The following is a 12,604-nucleotide window of genomic DNA, read 5'->3' as shown; positions in this document are numbered from 1 at the left end:
GCTCGCCCCGCTGCCTCCGACTCCGCCCCCGATCCCGCGCGACCCGGGCAGGGGCGACCTCGCGACGCCCAGGACCAACGGCCCCCGACCTCCGTCCGCTCGGCCCTGGGTCGGGCGTCCCCCTGCCCGGACGCTGGAGGGAGGGGACCCGTCCGGTCCGGACGGGCGGACGACGAAGGGGCGCGCCATGGATGCCGCAGTGGTCTACGAGTCGATGTACGGGAACAGCGAGCGGGTCGCGCAGGCCGTCGCCGAGGGGCTGAGCGAGACGGTCCGCGTCATGGTGGTCGACGTGACCGACCCGGCGGCGAGCCCCGACGCGCTCCGGCACATGGGGCTCGTGGTCGCCGGCGGCCCCACCCACGCGTTCGGCATGACCCGGCCGGCGACGCGCGCGGAGGCGGTGCAGCGCGCGAGCGGCGACGTGTCCGACCGCGCGACGGGCCTGCGCGAGTGGGTCGAGTCCGTCCCGCGCCAGGAGGAGACGCGCCTCGCCGCGACGTTCGACACGCGCGTCACCAAGGTCAAGCCGCTGCCCGGCTCCGCCGCCCGCGGGGCGGCCAAGGTGCTGCGCCGCGCGGGCTTCCGCCTGGTCGCTCCCCCGGCGTCGTTCTACGTCGGCGACGTCGAGGGCCCGCTCGACGACGGCGAGCTCGACCGCGCGCGGGCGTGGGGCCGTGCGCTGGGCAGGCTCCTCGTCCCGGCGGGCAGCCCGGTCGAGGGCCGCTGAGAGAGCGGCTCGCGGGGTCGGAGCGGACCGCCGGCCCCGGTCAGCCCGCGAGCTCGAGCCGCGGCCAGTCCTCGAGGTCCTCGCGCATGCGCCGGTCGTGCGTCGCCACGACGACGGCCGCGGGCGTGACCCGCAGCGCCTGCGTGAGCTCGTCGACGAGGTCGATCGAGAGATGGTTGGTCGGCTCGTCGAGGATGAGCACGTGCGGCGCGGCCAGGAGCGCCCGGGCGAGGTCGAACCGGCGCCGCTGCCCCGCGGACAGCTCGCGCAGCGGACGTTCCAGGTCCTCCTCGGTGAGCAGGCCGAGGAAGGCGACCGGCACGAGGTGGTCCGGGTCCAGCCGGTTCGCGTCGAGGAGCTCGAGGGCCTCGCGCGCGTACTCGTCGAACCCGGTGCGGTCCTCCGCCTCGGGGGGCAGCGCCGGGCCCTCCTGCGCGACGACGCCGAGCCGCGCGCCGTCGACCACGGACCGCGTGCCCCGGTCCAGGACGACGAGGCCCGCGAGCGCCGCGAGGAACGTCGACTTGCCGCTCCCGTTCGGGCCGGTGACGAGGAGCCGCCCGCTGGGCGGGAGCGCGACCCGCGTCCCGGGCAGGTCGAGGCGCGCGCCGCCGTCGGGCCCGACGCGCGGGCTGCGCAGCTCGAGCACGGGGTCCCCCGGGTCCCAGCCGGGCGACATCGCGGGGAGCTCGGGGAAGACGAGCTGGAGCGGCGGCACCGGGACCTCGACGGCCTCCGCCTCGAGCTGCTGGAGTCGCCGGTCGGCGGCCTTGACGTGGATGCGGGCGCGCGTGGCGCGGCGGTGCTTCTGGCTGCCCTTGGGCGGGCGCCACTCGTCGGACAGGCCCTCGTACGACGCGTCGAGCACCGCGGCGAGCTTCTCCGCACGCTTCTGCTCCGCGCGGAAGCGCTGCCGCCAGCGGTGCAGCGCCTGGTTCTTGGCGAACCGGTAGGACAGGTAGCCCGGCTGCCCGTAGAGCACCGGCTTCCCGTCCATCGCCGGGTCGAGGTCGAGGATCTCGGTCGCGACGTCGTCGAGGAGCTGCCGGTCGTGCGTGACCATGACCACGCCGCCGCGCCACGCGACGAGCTCGCCGGTGAGGAAGTCGATCCCGCCGGTGTCGAGGTGGTTGGTCGGCTCGTCGAGGAGGAGCAGGTCGGCGCGCTCGGCCAGCCGGCACGCGAGCCGCACGCGGTAGCGCTCGCCGACGGACAGCGTCGCGAGCTCGCGGTCCCGGTCCCGGCACGCGCCGAGCCGCGACAGCGCGACGTCGACGCGGCGGTCGGCGTCCCACACGGCGAGGTGCTCGGCCCGCGCGAGGATCTCCGTGAGCTCGGCGAGGTCCCCGGCCTCGTGGTCGAAGTCCCGCGCCGCCGCCTCGAGCTCCGCGGCGACCGCGCGCAGCCCGCTGAGCGTCGCGGCGACGAGCGTGCCGACCGTCTGGCCGGGCTCGATCGCGAGCTCCTGCTCGACGAGCGCGAGCGAGCCCGCGCGGCGGACCTCGCCGCGGCTGGGGGTCAGGTCGCCCGAGAGCACGTGCAGCAGCGTCGACTTGCCCGTGCCGTTCTCCCCCACGACGCCCAGCCGCGTCCCTCCGGCGACGCGCAGGCTCACGCCGTCGAGGACGAGACGTCCGGGGTAGGCGAAGGCGAGGTCGTCGGCGGCGAGATGCACGCGGACCACCTTATGTTCCGCGTGGTCGATCCCCTGCGTGGCGAGACCGGCCTCCCGCGCGGCGGACTCGGCCGGACCGGCCGTCCCCGTGGGCGGGGTACGGTCGTGAGCATGACCGACCTCGCGCCCACCGGAGCGGCCGGGCGTCGCCCCGGGCTCGTCCTGCTCGCGGCGCTCGCCGACGTCGCCTGCGTCCTGGCGCTCGCGAGCGGCGGCCTCGCGACGCACTCCGCCGACGAGGGCATGGCCCGGCTGCTCGTCGTCGCCTGGCCGTTCGCGGCGGGCGCCGCGCTGGGCTGGCTCGTCACGCGCGCGTGGCGCCGCCCGTGGGCCCTGTGGCCGGCGGGAGTGGTCGTCTGGGGCTGCGCCTGGGCGCTCGGCGTCCTCCTGCGCGTCCTCACCGGCCAGGGCGTCGCCCCGGCGTTCCAGCTCGTGTCCTTCGGGTTCCTGGCGGTGACGATGCTGGGCTGGCGCGGCGTGGTCGCGCTCGTCGGCGTGCTCCGGCCGGGCGACCGGCGCCGCCGCGCACGCGACCTCGCCGGCGGCCCGCTACCGCGCTGACAGGGCGGCGACGACGTCCGGGGCGAGCGCGCGGAACGCCTTGCCGCGGTGGCTGATCGCGTTCTTCTCCGCCGGGCTCAGCTCGGCCGCGGACCGGACGCCGTCCTCGACGCCGCCCGGCTGCTCGTCCGGCAGCAGGATCGGGTCGTATCCGAACCCGTTGGCCCCACGCGGTGCGGTGAGCAGCGCCCCGCGCATCTCGCCCGTCCGCACCACCTCGGTGCCGTCCGGCGTGACGAGCGCCGCCGCGCACACGAAGCCCGCTGCGCGGTGCTCGGCGCGCACGTCGCCGAGCTGGGCGAGCAGGAGCTCGAGGTTCGCGACGTCGTCGCCGTGCCGCCCGGCCCAGCGCGCCGAGAAGATCCCGGGGGCGCCGCCGAGCACGTCGACGGCGAGCCCCGAGTCGTCGGCGACCGCCGGCAGGCCCGTCGCCGCGACGAGCGCCCGCGCCTTGATGAGCGCGTTCTCGGCGAACGTCACCCCGTCCTCGACGGGCTCGGGCGCGCCGACGTCGCCGGCCCCGACGATCGCCTCGGGCGCGAGCTCGAGTCCCGGGTGCGCGTCGAGCTCTGCGGCCAGGATGGCGCGCAGCTCGGCGATCTTGCCCGGGTTGTGCGTCGCGAGGACCAGGCGCGCGCCGTCGGGCACGACGACGCCCGCCGCCTCGGGCGCGCCGCTCACCGCGCGTCCGCCGCGAGCGCCGCGCGCTGGATCGCGGTGAGGTCGGCGGTGCCCGCGACCGCGAGGTCGAGCAGCGCGTCGAGCTCGGCGCGGTCGAACGGGGCGTGCTCGGCCGTGCCCTGCACCTCCACGAACGTGCCAGAGCCCGTGACGACGACGTTCATGTCCGTCTCGGCGCGGACGTCCTCGACGTAGGGGAGGTCGAGCATGGGCGTGCCGTCGATGATCCCGACGCTCACGGCGGCGACGGAGTCGGTCAGCACGGGCTTGCCACCCTTGACGTGGCCGTGCCGCTGGCCCCACGCGACCGCGTCCGCGAGCGCCACGTAGGCTCCCGTGATGGCGGCGGTGCGCGTGCCGCCGTCGGCCTGGAGGACGTCGCAGTCGAGCACGATCGTGTTCTCGCCGAGCGCCGAGACGTCGATGATCGCGCGCAGGGACCGCCCGATGAGGCGCGAGATCTCGTGCGTGCGACCGCCGATCTTGCCCTTGACCGACTCGCGCTGGCTGCGCTCGTTGGTCGCGCGCGGCAGCATCGCGTACTCGGCGGTGACCCAGCCTTCGCCCGACCCCTTGCGCCAGCGCGGCACGCCTTCCGTGAACGACGCCGCGCACAGCACGCGCGTGCGGCCGAACTCGACGAGCACGCTCCCCTCGGCCTGGTCGAGCCAGTGGCGGGTGATGGTCACGGGGCGGAGCTGGTCGGGCGTGCGGCCGTCGGCGCGCACGACCGCGGAAGAGGCAGGGGTGGTCATGCGGCCACCTTACCGACCAGCCGCCACCCGCTCAGTGCAGGAGATCGCCCGCCGATCGGCCTGGGGCGCGGCTCTTTCCTACACTCACGGTCAGAGGTCGAAGACGGCGCCCGTGGTGGCGACGTCGACCGGGCCCGCGTACGTCTCGCGGGCCTCAGCGCGCGAGCGCTCGGGGTCGTTCCACGCGGGGAGGTGCGTCAGCACCAGCCGGCGCACGCCGGCCGCCGTCGCGACCTCGCCCGCCCGGCGTCCCGTGAGGTGGATGCCGCGCTCGACGCCGTCGTCGCGGCCCTCGTGGAACGCAGCCTCGGAGAGCAGCAGGTCGGCGTCCCGCGCGAGCTCGACGACGCCGTCGCACGCGTCGGTGTCGCCCGTGTAGGCGAGCACGGCCCGCTCGCCCGGCCGCAGCGACGACGGCCCCGTCACGCGCACGCCGTACGCCTCGACGGGGTGGAACACCCGGTACGGCTCCAGCGTGAGCGGTCCCACCTGCACGGGCGCGTCCGGGTCCCAGACCCGCACGTCGAGCTCCTCGCTCATCCCGTCGCCCGGCTCGGCCCCGTACGCCGCCTCGATGCGCCCGGCCGTCCCCGCCGGACCGAGCACCGTCAGCCGGCTCGGCACCCCGGTCCGGGTCGAGCCGCGCTCGGGGTGGTAGCGCAGGTAGACGTACAGCCCGCAGACGTCGACGAAGTGGTCGGGGTGCAGGTGCGACAGCGCGACGGCGTCGAGGTCGAGCGGGTCCACGAACCGCTGGAGCGCGCCCAGCGCCCCGTTGCCGAGGTCGAGCACGACGTTCCAGTCGCGCGCCTCGAACCCCGCGGCGGCGGCCTCGGCGGCCGGGACCTGCACGAGGTACGACGACGCGGGCGACTCCGGCCCGGCGAACGACCCCGAGCACCCGACCGTGACGAGGCGCATCAGGCGGCCTCCACGCTGAGCACCTCGGGGCCGAGGAAGCGGCGCGCCAGGTGCTCGAACGGCTCCGCGCTCCCCGTCGCGAGGAAGCGGTGCTGCGGCGTCCCCGCGTCGCGCGAGCGCTCGAGGTCGTGCGCGACGAGCGTGCGGTAGACGTCCTTGGCGGTCTCCTCCGCGCTCGACACGAGCGTGACCTCCTCGCCCATGACGTAGGAGATCGCGCCCGTCAGGAGCGGGTAGTGCGTGCACCCGAGCACGAGCGTGTCGACGCCCGCCGCCTTGACCGGGTCGAGGTACTCGTGCGCCACGCGCAGGACCTCGGGGCCGGAGGTGATGCCCTGCTCGATGAGCGGCACGAACGCCGGGCACGCCTGCGACGTCACCTCGATGCCCGGGGCGACCGCGAACGCGTCCTCGTAGGCGCGCGAGTCCACCGTCGCCTTGGTCCCGATCACGCCGATGCGCCCGGATCGCGTCGCGAGCACCGCGCGGCGCGCGGCCGGCAGGATCACCTCGACGACCGGGATGCCGCGGCGCACCGTGTACCGCTCGCGCGCGTCCGGGAGCGCGACCGCCGTCGCCGAGTTGCACGCGATGACGAGCATCTTCACGCCGTCGTCGACGAGCTGGTCCATCACCGCGAGCGCCATCGCGCGCACGGCGGCGAGCGGCTTGGGACCGTACGGGCTGTTCGCCGTGTCCCCGAGGTAGAGCAGGGACTCGTTCGGAAGCTGGTCGAGGATCGAACGGGCGACGGTCAGGCCGCCCACGCCCGAGTCGAAGATCCCGATGGGAGCGTCGTTCACCCGCCCGAGCCTACTGGCGCGCCCGCGCGCGGGGCGTACCGAACCGCGGGTCCCGCCTGTGGCAGCGCCCACAGGATGGCTGCCCCTCGGCCCGCCCCTCGGGGCCGAGGCTCAGGACCCTCCGCCGCGCCCCGTCCTGAGGTCGGCGAGCATGCCGTCCACGAGCGACTCCTGGAGCAGGCCCGTCAGCAGGAACACGCTCACGAGGAAGCGGCGTGGCGCGCCGCCCACCTCGCCGTCGTCCGGGCCGTCGTCGCCCTCGCGGTCCAGCTCGTCGTACAGCCCCTCGACCTGCTCGTCGGTCCGCAGCCCGAGGCGCTCGGCGAGCACGAGGCGCACATCCGTCAGCGCCCCCGCGACGTCCTCGGCCTCGTCGCGGGCGACGGCGAACGGGGCTGCCTCGGCGGGCTCCGCGTCCACGAGCAGGCGCGCCAGCCGCACCAGCCGCGCGACCTTGCGCGCGGCCAGGTCGTCCTGCGTGAACCGCCGGAACTCGGCCGCCACCTCGACGTCGTCCGACGCGTCCGGGAGCAGACGCCGCACCGCCGGGTCCGGCGGCGGCGTCGCGTCCGAGACGTGCCCGCCGGGCACCGGGCCCGTCCAGCCGGGCGGTGACCACGCGTCGTCGGGCCCGGACGGCCCGGGCTCCCCCGGTGCCCGCCCCGGCACGCCCTCCTGGAGCATCTGCGCGACGTCGCCCGCGAGCTGGGCCAGCACGATCCGCTCCGACGGTTCGAGCTCCGCGACGTACCCGTGCGCCTCGGCGCGGAACGGCCTCACTGCTCGCCGTCCTTCTGGAGCGTCGCCCACAGCCCGAACGAGTGCATCGCCTGCACGTCCACCTCCATGCGCTCCCGGTCGCCCGTCGACACGACGGCGCGACCTTCCTGGTGCACCTGCAGCATGAGCTCGTGGGCGCGCTCCGCGGCGTACCCGAAGTAGGACTCGAACACGTACGCGACGTAGCTCATGAGGTTGACCGGGTCGTTCCACACGAGCGTCACCCACGGGCTGTCGGGGAGGACGGTCTCGTCGACCCGGGTCGCCTCCTCGGGCACGGTCACGGACGCCCGCGCGCCGACGGCGCGGGTGAAGATCGGCTGGGGGCTCACGCCACCACTGTATTCGTGGGCCTGTCGACGCCCACGTCGCCGACGGCTGCCCTACCGTATTCCGCATGAGCCTCGCCGACCCGGGCAGCGTCGCCCTCTCCCCCACCGACAGCGCTGCCTCGCCGCAGGTCGGCACGCAGCGGCCGCCCTACCAGCCGACCGCCTCGACCGCGCTCCTCACCGACCGGTACGAGCTGACGATGCTCCAGGCCGCGCTCGCGGACGGCACCGCCGACCGGCACTGCCTGTTCGAGGTCTTCACGCGCCGTCTGCCCTCCGGGCGCCGGTACGGGGTGCTCGCCGGGACCGGCCGCGTCCTCGAGGCGCTCTCGTCGTTCCGCTTCGGGGCCGAGGAGCTCGACTGGCTGCACGCCCAGTCCGTCGTCGACGACCGCACCCTCGAGTTCCTCGCCGGCTACCGCTTCACGGGCACGATCTCCGGGTACGCCGAGGGCGAGGTCTTCTTCCCGCAGTCGCCCGTCATGACCGTCGAGGGCACCTTCGCCGAGGCGGTCCTGCTCGAGACCCTCGTGCTGTCGATCCTCAACTACGACTCCGCCGTCGCGTCCGCCGCCTCGCGCATGACGAGCGCCGCCGTCGAGCGCCCGTGCCTCGAGATGGGTGCGCGGCGTGCGCACGAGCAGGCCGCCGTCGCCGCAGCACGCGCCGCCGTGGTCGGCGGGTTCGCCGGGACGTCGAACCTCGAGGCGGGACGCCGGTACGGGCTCGCGACCATTGGCACCGCCGCGCACGCCTTCACGCTCCTGCACGACGACGAGGAGTCGGCCTTCGCGTCGCAGGTCGCCTCGCTCGGGCCCGGGACCACGCTCCTCGTCGACACCTACGACGTGCGCAAGGGCGTCCAGAACGCGGTGCGCGCCGCCGGTGGACGGCTCGGCGCGGTCCGCCTCGACTCGGGCGACCTCGGCGTCCTCGCCGTCGAGGTGCGCCGCCAGCTCGACTCCCTCGGCGCGCACGACACGAAGATCACCGTGACGTCCGACCTCGACGAGTACGCCATCGCGTCGCTCGCCGCCGCCCCGGTCGACTCCTACGGCGTCGGCACGTCGCTCGTGACCGGCTCCGGCGCGCCGACGTGCGGCATGGTCTACAAGCTCGTCGCCCGCGCCGACTCCACCGGCGTGCTCCAGCCCGTCGCCAAGGCGTCCACGGCCAAGACCAGCACCGGCGGGCGCAAGGTCGCGGCACGCCGGTACGACGTCGACGGGCGCGCGGTCGAGGAGGTCGTCGTCACCGGCGCCGACCTCCCCGTCCAGGAGTGGGAGCCCGACGACGGCGACCTGCGGCCCCTGCAGGTGCCGCTCGTCGTCGACGGCGCGGTCGACTCGCGCTGGGTCGGGTCCTACGGCGTCCAGAACGCCGCGCACCGCCACCGCGAGGCCCGCGCGGAGCTGCCCCGCGGCGCCCGCCGACTCTCCGCCGGCGACCCCGCCATCCCGACGGTCGTGCACACGCTCCCCTGACCTGCGGTGCTCGGCCGGCCGACGGGGTGACGCGACGACGTACCGCGACGCGGCGGCTGACGGCGAGGCCCCGTGAGGTGGGCTCGGCTCAACCCCTTCCGGTCGCCCTCAGGCTTCGCTAGCATCGTCGCTGGCCGATTCGTTAAGGACGCGCACTAATGGAGGTGCCGGACGAGTCGGAGGTAGGGGTTGAGCATGAAGACGTCCCTCAAGGCAGCCGTCGTCGCCCTCGTGGTGGCGGCGTCGCTCCTTTCCGGCGCGAGCACCGCGTCCGCCAACGTGAACGCGTACCCCGACACGAGCTGCTCGGCAGCGTCGGGCGGTTCATGGGTCGCCGGGACCTCGAAGTACAGCGTGAGCATCTGGGCCCCGGGGCGGAGCCGGATCGGTTCCCCGTCGGGCAGCTACAACTGGGGGACCTCCACCACGAAGACCTACCGCTACAACGCCTACGGCATCCGCTCGGGCGAGTGGCTCGTGTGGGGTGGCGGATCGACCCTGTCCATCGCCAAGGGCTGCATCTACTGATGCACCGTCCGCCACGACGGCTGCCCGGGATCCTCGGATCCCGGGCAGCCCGGCGGTTCGGGAACCGCCTGCCCGCGACGATCGGGGCGTGCGCTCTGCTCCTCTCCGTCGCGGCGTGCGCTGCCGGCCCGGGCCCCGTCGAGCCGACGCGCACGACGGCTTACGAGCGCCCGGCATGGATGGACGAACAGCTCGCCGAGGACGCCCGCCTGGTCGCTCGACAGTCCCGCTGCCTCACGGACCGGGGCGTCGAGTTCCAGACGGACGAGCTCGGCGGCTTCTACGCGGTCGACCCGGCCCTCGCCACGGCACTCGACGACGCGCTCGACGAGTGCACCCGATCCATCCTCGGAGCCGCGTACCGCGCCCCGTTGACCACGAGCCAGCTCCACGGCCTCTACGAGCGCCAGCTCGACACGAGGGAGTGCCTGCTCGCCCAGGGCTACTCGATCCCCGAACCCGTCAGCGAGTCCGACTTCGTCGAGTCGCAAGGAATGGCGTGGAGCGCCTACGAGGCGTTCGTCGAAGCCCTCGGCACGCTGCCCGTCGAACGCGCCGAGGCCGAGCAGGTGCGGATCAACGCCGCGTGCCCGCAACCCGGACTCGTCGGGCTGTGATCGCGGCGCCGACCGCTGCCGGCCGCGACTCCCCGGCAGGGTGCCGCGTCCACGAGCGGCCTCATCGCTTGCCGACGAACCAGCCGCGGACGGTCGCGACGCGGGCGTCGAGCTGCTCGACGGTCGCGAGCGGCACCTCGGGTCCGCCGCAGCGGCGGCGCAGCTCGGTGTGCACCGAGCCGTGCGGCTGCCCGCTGCGGCGCGACCACGCGGACACGAGCTGCTGGAGCTCCTTGCGGAGCTCGGCCGCCCGACGGTGGTCCATCTCGGAGCGCTCGCGCTCCGCCGACTGCGTGGTCTTCGAGCGGGCGCTGAGCTGGTCGGCCTGACGCTGGCGCAGCAGCGTGGTGACCTGGTCCGCGTCGAGGAGGCCGGGGAGACCGAGGAAGTCGAGCTCCTCGTCCGACCCGACGTCCGCGCCCGTGCCGAACTCGCCGCCGTCGAACAGCACGCGGTCGAACGAGGCCTGCGCCTCGAGCGCCTCGAACGAGCCCTGGACGAGCTCGCCCGACGCCTTGTCCTCCCGGTTCGCCTCCGCCAGCAGCGCGTCCTCGGGGTTGAAGCCCTCGCCCTGCTCCTCTGCGGTGAGCGGGCGGTCGAGCGCGTGGTCGCGCTCGATCTCGAGCCCGTTCGCGAGCTCCAGAAGGTGCGGGACGCTCGGCAGGAACACCGACGCGGTCTCGCCGCGCTTGCGCGCCCGCACGAACCGTCCGACCGCCTGCGCGAAGAACAGCGGGGTCGCCGTCGAGGTTGCGTACACGCCGACGGCGAGGCGCGGGACGTCCACGCCCTCCGACACCATGCGCACGGCGACCATCCAGCGGCCGTCGCCGTCGGAGAACTCCTCGATGCGGCTGCTCGCCCCGTCGTCGTCGGAGAGGACGACCGTCGGTGACTTCCCCGTGATGCGGGCGAGGTGGCCCGCGTAGGCGCGGGCGTCGGTCTGGTCGGTCGCGATGACCAGTCCCCCGGCGTCGGGGATCGCCCGTCGTACCTCGGTGAGCCGCTTGTCGGCGGCCGCGAGGACCGACGGGATCCACTCCCCGTTCGGGTCGAGGGCGGTGCGCCACGCCTGGCCCGTCATGTCCTTGGTGAGCGCCTCGCCGAGACGCGCGCTCACCTCGTCGCCGGCCTTGGTGCGCCAGCGCATGTTCCCCGAGTACGACAGGAACAGCACCGGCCGGACGACGTGGTCGCGGAGCGCGTCGCCGTAGCCGTACGTGTAGTCCGCGCGCGAGCGGCGGATGCCGTCAGGCCCGCGCTCGTACTCGACGAACGGGATCGCGGCGGTGTCGGAGCGGAACGGCGTGCCGGTGAGCGCGAGGCGGCGCGTCGCGTCCTCGAACGCCTCGCGCACGGCGTCGCCCCACGACAGCGCGTCGCCGCCGTGGTGCACCTCGTCGAGGATGACGAGCGTGCGGTCGGCGGTCGTCCGTGCCGCGTGCAGAGCAGGCTTCGCGGCGATCTGCGCGTAGGTCAGCGCGACACCGTCGTAGTGGGCGCCGTGCCGACCCTGGCTGTTGCGGAAGTTGGGGTCGATGCGGATGCCGACGCGCGCGGCGGCGTCGGCCCACTGGTGCTTGAGGTGCTCGGTCGGCGCGACGACCGTCACCCGCCGCACCACGCCCTGCTCCAGGAGCTCGGTCGCGACGCGCAGCGCGAACGTCGTCTTGCCCGCGCCGGGGGTCGCGACGGCGAGGAAGTCGCGCGGCGCGCGCGTGCGGTAGAGCTCGAGAGCCTCCGCCTGCCACGCGCGCAGCTTCGACGCCGAGCCCCACGGGGCACGTCGCGGGAACGCGGGCGAGAGGTGGGAGGCCGCCGCCGACGACGGGCTCTGCGGCGCAGGCGGGGTGGTCCTGCTACGGGTGTCGGGGACGGAGTGACCGGTGGACGTCGTGTGGTGCTCCCCGCTCACTTGCCGGAGTCACCCTCGCCGTCCTGCGGGTCCCGCAGACCCTCGTAGATCTCCTTGCACGTGGGGCACACGGGGAACTTGTTCGGGTCACGTCCGGGCACCCACACCTTGCCGCAGAGCGCGATCACCGGCTTGCCGGAGAGCGCGGACTCCATGATCTTCTCCTTGCGCACGTAGTGCGCGAAGCGCTCGTGGTCGCCCGGCTCGGTCTGCTCGCGCGTCTCCTCGCGCTCGAGCACCCCGGTCGACGTGCCGGTCGTCGGCTCGGTCGCGGGGTTCCGGAACGGGTCCTGGGGACCCCCGGGGGGCGTGCTCGCACGGAGTTCGATCATGGAGGGAAGTCTACGTCGGTGCGCCGACACCCGTGCGGCGCGGCGTCGTTCCGCGAGTGCCGCGAACCGCCCCGCCCGGGCGACGAGAAGAGCCCGCCGGCGCGGCGGTCCAGGGGCGTGGACCGCCGCGCCGGCGGGCGGCTGTGCCTCGCGGGCGACGGCCCGCGAGAGTTCATCGACAGATCGGCTACAGGCCCTGCCAGTCGGGCTTGGACGCGTACGTCTGGCGGTAGTAGTCCCCGAGCTGGAGGCGCGAGGCCGCCGCGTCGTCGACCAGCACCGTGGCGTGCGGGTGCATCTGCATGATCGTCGCGGGCCACAACGCCGAGATCGGACCCTCCACGAGCTGGTGCACCGCCTCCGCCTTGCCCTTGCCCGTGGCCAGCAGCACCAGGTGCCGCGCCGACATGATCGTGGCCAGCCCCTGCGTCAGGCAGTGCCGCGGCACCTGGTCCACGTCGTCACCGAAGAACCGCGCGTTGTCCTCACG

The 12,604-nt window shown here is 74.8% G+C and carries 15 protein-coding genes; 5 read left to right on the top strand and 10 right to left on the bottom strand.

Annotated features, from left to right (window positions below; genetic code table 11):
• Positions 1–187: 187 nt before the first annotated feature.
• Positions 188–730 (top strand): flavodoxin domain-containing protein, encoded by a 543-nt coding sequence (locus A0J59_RS20430; protein ID WP_053371067.1) that lies wholly within the window; start codon positions 188–190, stop codon positions 728–730.
• Between the two features lie 40 nt (positions 731–770).
• Here A0J59_RS20430 and A0J59_RS20425 read toward each other — a convergent pair whose 3' ends face one another.
• Entirely contained in the window at positions 771–2,405 is a 1,635-nt protein-coding gene (locus A0J59_RS20425; RefSeq protein ID WP_064317334.1) for an ABC-F family ATP-binding cassette domain-containing protein, read from the bottom strand.
• A 111-nt stretch (positions 2,406–2,516) separates the two neighbouring features.
• Here A0J59_RS20425 and A0J59_RS20420 point away from each other — a divergent pair, with 111 nt between their 5' ends.
• Positions 2,517–2,966, top strand: a complete 450-nt coding sequence (locus tag A0J59_RS20420; RefSeq protein WP_064317290.1) for a DUF3054 domain-containing protein — start codon at positions 2,517–2,519, stop codon at positions 2,964–2,966.
• Here A0J59_RS20420 and rdgB read toward each other — a convergent pair.
• The 6 genes from rdgB to clpS all read right to left on the bottom strand — a co-directional run bounded on the left by rdgB (position 2,955) and on the right by clpS (position 7,190).
• On the bottom strand, positions 2,955–3,647 hold the full coding sequence (gene rdgB, locus A0J59_RS20415) for an RdgB/HAM1 family non-canonical purine NTP pyrophosphatase (protein WP_064317289.1): 693 nt from the start codon (positions 3,645–3,647) through the stop codon (positions 2,955–2,957). The two genes, A0J59_RS20420 and rdgB, sit on opposite strands and share 12 nt — an antisense overlap.
• The gene (gene rph, locus A0J59_RS20410) at positions 3,644–4,402 is read right to left on the bottom strand and encodes a ribonuclease PH (RefSeq protein ID WP_047233231.1); all 759 of its coding nucleotides are present in this window, start codon (positions 4,400–4,402) and stop codon (positions 3,644–3,646) included. Before rph ends, rdgB begins: the two co-directional genes overlap by 4 nt.
• A 90-nt stretch (positions 4,403–4,492) precedes the next feature.
• Positions 4,493–5,323: an MBL fold metallo-hydrolase gene (locus tag A0J59_RS20405; RefSeq protein ID WP_064317288.1), complete on the bottom strand. Its 831-nt coding sequence runs from the start codon at positions 5,321–5,323 to the stop codon at positions 4,493–4,495.
• The gene (murI, locus tag A0J59_RS20400) at positions 5,323–6,126 is read right to left on the bottom strand and encodes a glutamate racemase (RefSeq protein ID WP_047233233.1); all 804 of its coding nucleotides are present in this window, start codon (positions 6,124–6,126) and stop codon (positions 5,323–5,325) included. Before murI ends, A0J59_RS20405 begins: the two co-directional genes overlap by 1 nt.
• A 111-nt stretch (positions 6,127–6,237) precedes the next feature.
• Entirely contained in the window at positions 6,238–6,906 is a 669-nt protein-coding gene (locus tag A0J59_RS20395; protein WP_064317287.1) for a DUF2017 family protein, read from the bottom strand.
• Entirely contained in the window at positions 6,903–7,190 is a 288-nt protein-coding gene (gene clpS / locus A0J59_RS20390) for an ATP-dependent Clp protease adapter ClpS (RefSeq protein ID WP_047233255.1), read from the bottom strand. Before clpS ends, A0J59_RS20395 begins: the two co-directional genes overlap by 4 nt.
• Positions 7,191–7,438: 248 nt before the next feature.
• Between clpS and A0J59_RS20385 the strand changes: the two genes are divergently transcribed.
• From A0J59_RS20385 to A0J59_RS20375, 3 genes are all read left to right on the top strand, one after another.
• The gene (locus A0J59_RS20385) at positions 7,439–8,722 is read left to right on the top strand and encodes a nicotinate phosphoribosyltransferase (protein WP_047233256.1); all 1,284 of its coding nucleotides are present in this window, start codon (positions 7,439–7,441) and stop codon (positions 8,720–8,722) included.
• Positions 8,723–8,917: 195 nt separating this feature from the next.
• Complete coding sequence (locus A0J59_RS20380) at positions 8,918–9,250, top strand: hypothetical protein (RefSeq protein ID WP_064317286.1); 333 nt, start codon at positions 8,918–8,920, stop codon at positions 9,248–9,250.
• Positions 9,250–9,867, top strand: coding sequence for a hypothetical protein (locus A0J59_RS20375; protein ID WP_053371071.1), 618 nt, complete (start codon positions 9,250–9,252; stop codon positions 9,865–9,867). The genes A0J59_RS20380 and A0J59_RS20375 overlap by 1 nt, the downstream gene beginning before the upstream one ends.
• 61 nt (positions 9,868–9,928) lie before the next feature.
• Here the strand turns inward: A0J59_RS20375 and A0J59_RS20370 are convergent, their stop codons facing one another.
• From A0J59_RS20370 to A0J59_RS20360, 3 genes are all read right to left on the bottom strand, one after another.
• Positions 9,929–11,782, bottom strand: coding sequence for a DEAD/DEAH box helicase (locus tag A0J59_RS20370; protein WP_047233237.1), 1,854 nt, complete (start codon positions 11,780–11,782; stop codon positions 9,929–9,931).
• Complete coding sequence (locus A0J59_RS20365) at positions 11,779–12,114, bottom strand: DUF3039 domain-containing protein (RefSeq protein ID WP_047233238.1); 336 nt, start codon at positions 12,112–12,114, stop codon at positions 11,779–11,781. The genes A0J59_RS20370 and A0J59_RS20365 overlap by 4 nt, the downstream gene beginning before the upstream one ends.
• 187 nt (positions 12,115–12,301) lie before the next feature.
• Positions 12,302–12,604: 6-phosphogluconolactonase (locus tag A0J59_RS20360; protein ID WP_172820083.1), on the bottom strand; the 303-nt coding region annotated here is incomplete at its 5' end.

The sequence above is a fragment of the Cellulosimicrobium sp. I38E genome (assembly GCF_001647255.1).
Taxonomy (GTDB): domain Bacteria; phylum Actinomycetota; class Actinomycetes; order Actinomycetales; family Cellulomonadaceae; genus Cellulosimicrobium; species Cellulosimicrobium cellulans_E.
This window is presented reverse-complemented; position numbering and strand designations above follow the sequence as displayed.

Coding starts and splice junctions, on each gene's coding strand:
- A0J59_RS20385 (WP_047233256.1), top strand. CDS start 7,439: ATGCTCCAGGCCGCGCTCGCGGACGGCACCGCCGACCGGCACTGCCTG.
- A0J59_RS20375 (WP_053371071.1), top strand. CDS start 9,250: ATGCACCGTCCGCCACGACGGCTGCCCGGGATCCTCGGATCCCGGGCA.
- A0J59_RS20405 (WP_064317288.1), bottom strand. CDS start 5,323: ATGCGCCTCGTCACGGTCGGGTGCTCGGGGTCGTTCGCCGGGCCGGAG.
- A0J59_RS20380 (WP_064317286.1), top strand. CDS start 8,918: ATGAAGACGTCCCTCAAGGCAGCCGTCGTCGCCCTCGTGGTGGCGGCG.
- A0J59_RS20430 (WP_053371067.1), top strand. CDS start 188: ATGGATGCCGCAGTGGTCTACGAGTCGATGTACGGGAACAGCGAGCGG.
- A0J59_RS20365 (WP_047233238.1), bottom strand. CDS start 12,114: ATGATCGAACTCCGTGCGAGCACGCCCCCCGGGGGTCCCCAGGACCCG.
- A0J59_RS20420 (WP_064317290.1), top strand. CDS start 2,517: ATGACCGACCTCGCGCCCACCGGAGCGGCCGGGCGTCGCCCCGGGCTC.
- rph (WP_047233231.1), bottom strand. CDS start 4,402: ATGACCACCCCTGCCTCTTCCGCGGTCGTGCGCGCCGACGGCCGCACG.